This is a genomic window from Zoogloea sp. LCSB751 (assembly GCF_002028455.1).
Classification (GTDB): domain Bacteria; phylum Pseudomonadota; class Gammaproteobacteria; order Burkholderiales; family Rhodocyclaceae; genus Zoogloea.
This window is the reverse complement of the sequence record NZ_MWUM01000150.1, coordinates 1-279: the sequence shown is the minus strand read 5'-3', so window position 1 is coordinate 279 and position 279 is coordinate 1. Positions and strand designations below refer to the sequence as shown.

Genomic DNA, 279 nt, shown 5'->3' with positions numbered 1-279 from the left:
TAACCGGACTCTCGGCAGCGAAATGGAGTGGCGCGCGTTGGGAACCGTCGATCTGCGCTTTTATGCGGCCGAGCGACTGTTTGCGGACTGCGCGCGTCCGTTGACTCTGCTCAATCTGTCGTTGGTCCCGCAGCTGGTGATGCATCGCCGCGCAGACGAGCAAATTGCCCGCCGGGTGCAAATCTCGGGACATACGCTGTACATGAATGAAAAAGCGTTATTGCGCCATGCGCTGCAGCAGGGGCAGGGGTGGGGATTCTTACCTGACCATTTTCAGGC

General features: G+C 59.1%; 1 protein-coding gene. It reads left to right on the top strand.

The window, feature by feature from the left end; genetic code table 11:
• Positions 1–37: 37 nt before the first annotated feature.
• Positions 38–279: hypothetical protein (locus B4920_RS26145; RefSeq protein ID WP_216820047.1), on the top strand; the 242-nt coding region annotated here is incomplete at its 3' end.